The 7654-nt window shown below is 51.8% G+C and carries 6 protein-coding genes; 3 read left to right on the plus strand and 3 right to left on the minus strand.

All coding sequences use genetic code 11. From position 1 onward, the window contains the following. The first annotated feature begins 586 nt into the window (after positions 1–586). A complete protein-coding gene (locus B2Z72_RS13400) occupies positions 587–829 on the plus strand; it encodes a hypothetical protein (protein WP_296984702.1) in 243 nt (80 codons plus the stop codon). A 94-nt stretch (positions 830–923) separates the two neighbouring features. Here the strand turns inward: B2Z72_RS13400 and B2Z72_RS13405 are convergent, their stop codons facing one another. The 3 genes from B2Z72_RS13405 to B2Z72_RS13415 all read right to left on the minus strand — a co-directional run bounded on the left by B2Z72_RS13405 (position 924) and on the right by B2Z72_RS13415 (position 6172). Further along, positions 924–1844, minus strand: coding sequence for a branched-chain amino acid transaminase (locus tag B2Z72_RS13405; RefSeq protein WP_296984703.1), 921 nt, complete (start codon positions 1842–1844; stop codon positions 924–926). Positions 1845–1913: 69 nt separating this feature from the next. Then, on the minus strand, positions 1914–4871 hold the full coding sequence (gene glnE, locus B2Z72_RS13410) for a bifunctional [glutamate--ammonia ligase]-adenylyl-L-tyrosine phosphorylase/[glutamate--ammonia-ligase] adenylyltransferase (protein ID WP_297005030.1): 2958 nt from the start codon (positions 4869–4871) through the stop codon (positions 1914–1916). A gap of 188 nt (positions 4872–5059) precedes the next feature. Further along, complete coding sequence (locus tag B2Z72_RS13415; protein WP_297005032.1) at positions 5060–6172, minus strand: polyamine ABC transporter substrate-binding protein; 1113 nt, start codon at positions 6170–6172, stop codon at positions 5060–5062. 474 nt (positions 6173–6646) lie between these two features. Here B2Z72_RS13415 and B2Z72_RS13420 point away from each other — a divergent pair, with 474 nt between their 5' ends. Continuing rightward, entirely contained in the window at positions 6647–7159 is a 513-nt protein-coding gene (locus B2Z72_RS13420; RefSeq protein ID WP_296983731.1) for a hypothetical protein, read from the plus strand. 156 nt (positions 7160–7315) lie between these two features. Continuing rightward, the gene (locus tag B2Z72_RS13425) at positions 7316–7606 is read left to right on the plus strand and encodes a hypothetical protein (RefSeq protein WP_296983730.1); all 291 of its coding nucleotides are present in this window, start codon (positions 7316–7318) and stop codon (positions 7604–7606) included. Positions 7607–7654: the final 48 nt, after the last annotated feature.

Here is a 7654-nt window from a genome sequence, read left to right on the forward strand (position 1 = left end):
CCTGATGAGTTATTACAACCAACAGCGCCCGCACAGCTATAACGGTGGGTTAACACCGGTGCAGGCAGAAAAACGGCTTAACAAACTGTCCGGAAATAGTTGACCACTACAGTAAGTACTCTGTTCTACTTGGGGTTTTTGGCGCCTTCTGGGGGCGCCTTTTTTTCGCTTGTTTTTCGCCTGGCGGAAGGTGTTGCACTGACCGGCTGGCAGCCAGCTCAATGTGCTCCTGTATTCCGTGATCCTCACACCGCAATTCCCAAACCGCAATCCCCGACCAGACAATCGCCATATAAATTCCATACAGCTTCCACACAACAACGATAGCTGTTGACTGAATACCTGGTATTAAGCCCGCGCATAAGGCGCTGTGTGGCGTAGTCAGCACGCTTATCGGCCGCCGACGCACTGCGGACAATCTTTTTCAGTACCGTGGTATTCAGGCAAAAGCAGGTCGTATCCAGACAGCGCGTTTTAAAGGTTCGTGGGTAAATAAAGGGGCAGGGCAAATGGCTCAAGCTCTGTTCAAACAACACTTATAAAAATAATCTCCCCACAACCTTTAAGGTAACGCAGGAGCAAGGCCATGATGTACGCTGATATTATTGACGCTGAAGATGTTTATGAAGCGCTGAAAGAACTGGGCATTAAGGTGTCGTGTGACGCCGATATGACCGCCGCCATTAACCAGTGGCTGACCAGCTGCTCGTTTTCCGAGCGGGCAAACCTGATGGCTCTGTTCGATATCCTGATGGAACAGAAAACCCTGATGCTGCCGGACGTTTATCAACAGGTGAACAGTACCTACCACGCCATCGCAGCGGCCTGATCGCTCAGGTAAGAACAAAGAATTCAGACAATAAAAAACCCCGGCTGTCCTGATGGACAGCCGGGGTTTTTTTAATAGCTGAAGATTGCGCGGTTTATTTAACCGGAGTCAGCCATTCAGGGTTGAACGCTTCTTTACCGGTAACGGTATTGAAGTACAGAGTCTGCAGTTTTTCAGTAACCGGACCACGACGGCCTTCGCCAATCTTACGGCCATCCAGCATACGTACTGGCAGAACTTCTGCGGCAGTACCGGTGAAGAAAGCTTCATCAGCGATGTAAACTTCGTCACGGGTGATGCGTTTCTCAACCACTTTGTAGCCCAGAGAGTGTGCCATCTCAATGATGGTACGACGGGTAATACCGTCCAGACAGGCGGTCAGTTCCGGGGTGTAAATCACGCCGTCACGGACACAGAAGAAGTTCTCACCGGAACCTTCAGCAACGAAACCTTCCGGATCCAGCAGCAGGGCTTCTTCACAACCACTGTCTACCGCTTCACGCAGAGCCAGCATAGAATTGATGTAGTTACCGTTCGCTTTCGCCTTACACATGGTGATGTTCACATGGTGGCGGGTGTAGCTGGAAGTACGGATTTTAATGCCCTGAGTTTTGGCATCTTCACCCATGTAGGCTGGCCATTCCCAGGCAGCAACCATCACGTGAACGCGCAGGTTTTCAGCACGCAGGCCCATGCCTTCGGAACCGAAAAACACCATTGGGCGGATATAAGCGCTGTCGAGGTTGTTTTCACGCACAGCGGCACGCTGAGCTTCATCAACTTCTTCTTTGCTGAAAGGCATTGGCATGCCAAGAATGTGCGCGGAGTTGAACAGACGCTGGGTGTGTTCTTTCAGGCGGAAAATGGACGCAACGCCCTGTTCAGTCTGGTAAGCCCGCACACCTTCGAAGCACCCCATGCCGTAGTGCAGAGTGTGAGTCAGTACATGAACTTTGGCATCGCGCCATTCAACCAACTCTCCGTCTAGCCAGATCAGACCGTCGCGGTCAGACATGGAAGGTAGCATAAGGACCTCACTATTAAATTCGAATCAAAAATCAAAAAGTCATTGTAGCTGAAGCCGTTACGTATTGGGCTCCAGCCAGAGTTTCCACAGTCGGGTCACATCCAGGCGTCGGGTACTGAATTTCAGTCTGGACAGGGTGTCTGCATCCAGAAGCAGAGATTGTTTCTGCAGTGCACGCCGGTGAGTTTCGGCTCGGTAGGTCAGGTAGGTATCCTGCAGGGTCTGACAATCTTTTGAATCCATCAGACCACATGCTGCAAAAGCATCAAGTAACCGCATGTTGTCGGTGACGCCTAACAGCTCTGGGTGTCGGTGTGACCAGGCCAGAACCCCATATTGAACCAGAAACTCGATATCAACAATACCTCCCTCATCCTGCTTGAGGTGGAACTGTTGGCCACTCGTATCTTTGGAGCCGAGATTATCCCTCATTTTCTGCCGCATTTCCCGTACTTCTTCACGCAGTTTGGGCAGATCCCGTTCACAGCCCAGAGTGCGGTCGCGGATTGCCTGAAATTCCTCCGCAGCGATGCCATTGCCGCACAGAACACGGGCCCGTACCAGCGCCTGATGTTCCCATGTCCAGGCGTGTTTCTGCTGGTATTCTTCAAAGGCTTTCATTGACGCGACTATCATGCCGGAGTTGCCTGATGGTCTGAGGCGCAGATCCACCTCGTAGAGATCACCGGAGCGTGTCTGGGCCGACATAATGTGAATCATGCGCTGGCCCATGCGGGTGTAGAACACGCTGTTATCCAGGCTGCGATCGCCATTTGTGCTGGCATTGGAATCACTGTTGTGCAGAAAAACCAAATCCAGATCCGAGCTGTAACTCAGTTCCAGACCGCCCACTTTGCCATAACCGATCACCACAAATTCCGGTTCGGTAACCACCTCTTTATCGCGCGTACGTGGATAACCGTATTTATGCACGCATTGCTGCCACGCCAGTTCGGTGACTTTTTCCAGAATGACTTCCGCCAGCCAGGTGAGGTAATCACTGATGCGCATCAGTGGCAGCGCTTCCATCACTTCACAGGCGGCGGCACGTAATTTATGCGCACGCACAAACTGACGCAGCTGCTCCATCTGTTGTTCCAGATCCTGCTCGTCGATGCGCAGCAGACGCAGGTGTAATTCTTCTGCCAGTTCCGCCCGGGTGGGCAGACGGTAGAGCGCTTCCGGATTCAGTAATTCATCCAGCAGGATCGGCGTCTGGGTAATGTATTCGGCCACCCAGCTGGAGGCTTCGCACAGACGGATGAGCTGCTCCAGTGCTTGCGGGTTTTCTTTCAGCAGCACCAGATACGCGGTACGGCGCAGCACAGCTTCCAGTAACGGCATAATGCGCTGCAGCACGCTGGTCGGTTCATTGCGGCGCCACAGTTCATGCAGCAGCAGTGGCATTAACGCATCGAGACGTTCGCGGCCGATGGGCTGCATATGTTGCACCGCGCGGGAATCGCGGAATTTCACCAGCAGGTCGTGCACATCGGTGGAGGCCGCACAGGGGTATTGTTCAAGAAAGCCTGAGTATTCGTCGTCGCTCAGCTGGTCGAGCCAGACATCTTTCCACACCTGTTCGGCTTCGGATTCCGGTTGTACTTCTTCATCGGCGGCAACGATCTGGGCGAAATGGTAGCTGACGATATCGCGCTGCTTTTTAAGCTCGGCGGTAAAGGCTGCCCAGTCGGTGAAGTTCATGACCCAGGCAATGCGCAGGCGTTCTTCTTCGCTTTCCGGCAGCAGCTGCGTCTGCTCATCTCTTAAGGCCTGAATCGCGTGTTCGGTATTACGTAAAAATAAATAGGCTTGTTTTAATTCATCGCAGGCTTTGGCTGGCAGCAGCCCTTCGCCGGATAAAATCGCCAGCACTTTCAGCAGTTCGCGGGTCTGCAGGGCTTTGTCCTGACCACCACGGATCAGCTGAAACGCCTGCACAATAAATTCGACTTCGCGGATACCGCCGGCACCCAGTTTTACGTTGTTCTCATGGCCGCGGCGGCGTACCTCGGCGTTGATCATGGCCTTCATGGAACGCAGGGAATCAAAGGCACTGAAGTCGAGATACATGCGGTAAGTAAACGGCCGCAGGATCGACAGCAGCTCTTTGGCTGCGGCACTTTCTTCGCCGGTAATAATCCGCGCCTTGACCATGGCGTAGCGTTCCCAGTCGCGGCCCTGACTCTGAAAGTATTCTTCCAGCGAAGCGAAATTCATCACCAGTGGACCACTCTGGCCATAAGGACGCAGGCGCATATCGGTGCGGAACACAAAGCCATCTATGGTAGGTTTATCCAGCGCCTGAATCAGCTTCTGGCCGAGCTTGATAAAGTATTCCTGATTGGTCACTACCTTAGGGCCAGTGGTGTTGCCGCTGTCCGGGTAGGCAAAAATAAGATCGATATCAGAACTTAAATTCAGCTCATAAGCACCCAGCTTGCCCATGCCGAGTACCTGCATATGCTGCTCGACGGCTTCTTTCTGGCCAGCGGTTGTGGCCATCGGTTTGCCATGGCGCTGTTGCAGAATTTCACCGAGAAAGGCGATGGAGCGCACCACGCATTCGTCTGCCAGATCGGACAGCGCGCGGGTGGTTTCCATGGTGGGGGCAAGACGCAGAACATCACGCCAGATAATCTGCACCATACAACGGCGGCGCAGAATACGCAGGGCTTTATGCCAGTCGTCTTCGCTTTTTGCGTCAGCGGCCAGCTCATCCAGCCAGTAACTGATGATGCCGCGGGTCAGTGGATCGCAGATGCTGTTGCTGCGGATCGCCTCATCAAACCAGGCAGCTTCGCGCGGCAAGGATTCGGCCACGTACTGACTGATGGTCAGCACTTTCTGCGCCGCTGCCTGCTGTTCGGCTGATAACGACTGCCACAGGGCTGGCCAGTCGAGACCGTGGCGGGCACCGTCTTCCGTCAGGTGAGTTTGCGTGGTTTGCCAATGCGCGTTCAGGCCTTGCGGGAAAGGGCAGGCGTGTTCGGATGATGAGGTAGCAACAGTCATGGCTAGGATCAGAATTCATAAGGGTTTCCGATACTTTAGCTGTTGCTTTCAAGGGAGGCCAGCCATACCAGAGTGGCATAAGGGCTGGCAGCGCGGTGCATTAACCTACATCAAAAATGCCTGCTCCGGCCCGCACCAACTCACGCAGTGGCAGGCGGATGCAGGCTCAGTTAGAGGTTAGCCGCAGATTAACGCCCGCTTTTTACCCGCGTCCAGGCACGGTTCATATTGCGGATTTCGCGGTTGTTCGCTTCCTTAATCACCACGAATTTATCCTGCGTCGCCTGCGACGGATAAATGCCCGGGTTATTGCGGATCTCTTCATCCACTAACGGCGTTGCTGCCGCATTGGCGTTGGCATAAGCCACGTAATTGGTGATGTTGGCCATCACATCCGGGCGCATCAGGAAGTTAATGAATTTGTGCGCTGCCTGTGGATGCGGGGCATCCTTGAGGCTGGCGGCCACATCGTTCCATACCACAGCGCCTTCTTTCGGCACCAGATATTCGATGTGCACACCGTTACCGGCTTCGTCGGCGCGGTCTTTGGCCTGCAACATATCGCCGGAATAACCATGGGCGACACAGATATCGCCGTTGGCCATATCACCAATGGTTTTTGAACTGTGGAAATAGGCGATATCACCACGCACCGCTTCGATGGCTTTGCTCGCTTCAGCAATGGCTTTCTTACTGAAATCCGCCGTGTCTTTACCCAGATAAATACGCGCAGCAACAAACACCTCAATCGGATCATCCATCAGCGCAATGCCGCAGTCTTTCAGTTTGGCGGTGATTTTCGGGTTAAACAGCAGATCCCAGCTGTCCAGCGGCATATCGTCACCGAGGATAGCTTTCACTTTATCCACATTAATCCCGATGCCAGAGCTGCCCCACATATACGGCATCAGATACTGATTACCGCCATCAATATCCGCCAGGGATTTCAGAATCACAGGCGACAGGTTGCTGAAGTTACTCAGCTGAGATTTATCCAGCTTCTGAAAAATACCGGCTTTAATCATGCGCTGGGCAAACGGACGCGCGGTCGGGAAGACCACATCATAGCCACTGTTACCGACCAGGAGCTTGGCTTCCAGTACCTCATTGGCATCGTACACGTCGTACACCACATCAATGCCGGTTTCGGCTTCGAACTGCTCAATGGTGTCTTCGGCAATATAGTCAGACCAGTTATAAATATGCAGCTGCTCTTCTGCGTGGGCCGTGATGCTGGTGGACAGCAGGCTGGTAATCAGAGTTGGTATCAGATTACGCAGGGATAACAGGCTTTTGATCATCAGAGTCTCCGTAGAGTGGCCGGCAAGGACAGAAGATATCGCCGGCTGTGGGTTGGAACCGTGTTGCCCTGAGGTATAAGCAGGGCAAAGAAAGGGCGGGGAACATACAGGTCTGCGAACGGTTTGCCAAGGTGCAGGGCCTGGGGTGTCAGGATTTGGACAGGGTATGCAATGCGTGCCTGTTTGTTTGGGCGCCGCCTCATTTTTGTAGGAGCGGCTTCAGCCGCGAAAGGAGGGCGTTGGCCACCAGTAACGCGACAGGTCATTGACTCATCTGTCAGTGCCGTACAGTATAATGCCGGTGTTCAGGGATTGAGTGCTCGTTTTGCCCCATGTGCGGGCGCGTTTACGCCGATAAGGCTTGTACAATAAACCTGGAATAACTCAAAAGAATCAATAGGTTAGTAAAGAGTTTCTGAGTGAAAGGCAGGTGGTAAAACGAGCATGCGCATGAATAAAACTGTTAGGTGTCTTATGAATCTCGATCCGGGTAGGCCGATACTTTATTTGATGCTTTTGATGGCACTTGCAGGGTGCGCGCCGACGCTACAGCTCCAGAATGAAGCTTCTGAGCGTTACTTTGATTCGCCGAATTTCGAAGACACTGCACTCGAAGGGAATAGAGCAAGTGGCGTACTAATTTTGGTTCGTACTGGATATATTCAAAGAGATAACCAAGAGAAACTCTCGATTTACCTAGGATGTGATTTCACAGAGCCTCAGTCGGCTAAACTTTTATCCGCTAATCTGGTTGATTCAAACGGTCTAAAGCTTGAGGCTGCCGATCTAGGCATGGATTGCCCGGAATCATTGCGCCGCACTGCATCTCTAAGAGGCTCTGGTTACCTTCATTTTTACGGAGATGGTGTTCCTAAATTAGCGCTTGGAGAAACTGTGTTGTTACATGTTTCTATCGAAATCCAAGATAGTGTCTATGAGCTCAGTTTACCTTTAACAAGCAAAAGGGTATGGGTATGGCCAACCTAGGCTACATTGTGGCAGCAGCACGACACCTAACAAATCAAGGCAGCGAGGGCGCTTCGCGCCGGGACGTGCTAACGCACGCCCCTGCTTGAAGCGTTATGTGAGTGCAGGTCCGCAGAGGTTTAAAAATTAAGAATATACGGGTGTCAGTAGTTCTAGATGAAAAAGATATTTGCGTTTTTTTTAATAATTTTGTTTTCAAATTTACTCAAAGCTGCTGAATTAAAAAAGTTTATTATCGAGATAAATGGCGAAAGCACCTATGAAATTAATGGGACTGTGTATTACTCAATTGCGGCTTTAGAGCAAAGCTTTGAGGAAATCGATAGTACATATTCAGTTATGGTGATCGCTGACTCTAATTCGGAAACAAATATGTTGGTTGATTTAATGGATTTCCTACGGCTTAAAGGTGTTAAACAGATATCATTAAGTGCAGCTAGGAAGTGAACCTAATGAATTGGTGTGATCACATAACAAGCGACTGTGATTCAACCG

The sequence above is a fragment of the Thalassolituus sp. UBA6592 genome, assembly GCF_002433655.1.
GTDB lineage: Bacteria > Pseudomonadota > Gammaproteobacteria > Pseudomonadales > Oceanobacteraceae > Venatoribacter.

Bases quoted from the DNA above. Each gene is read 5' to 3' on its own strand.
- B2Z72_RS13405 (WP_296984703.1), bottom strand. From the start codon at position 1,844: ATGTCTGACCGCGACGGTCTGATCTGGCTAGACGGAGAGTTGGTTGAA.
- B2Z72_RS13400 (WP_296984702.1), top strand. From the start codon at position 587: ATGATGTACGCTGATATTATTGACGCTGAAGATGTTTATGAAGCGCTG.
- glnE (WP_297005030.1), bottom strand. From the start codon at position 4,871: ATGACTGTTGCTACCTCATCATCCGAACACGCCTGCCCTTTCCCGCAA.
- B2Z72_RS13425 (WP_296983730.1), top strand. From the start codon at position 7,316: ATGAAAAAGATATTTGCGTTTTTTTTAATAATTTTGTTTTCAAATTTA.
- B2Z72_RS13420 (WP_296983731.1), top strand. From the start codon at position 6,647: ATGAATCTCGATCCGGGTAGGCCGATACTTTATTTGATGCTTTTGATG.
- B2Z72_RS13415 (WP_297005032.1), bottom strand. From the start codon at position 6,172: ATGATCAAAAGCCTGTTATCCCTGCGTAATCTGATACCAACTCTGATT.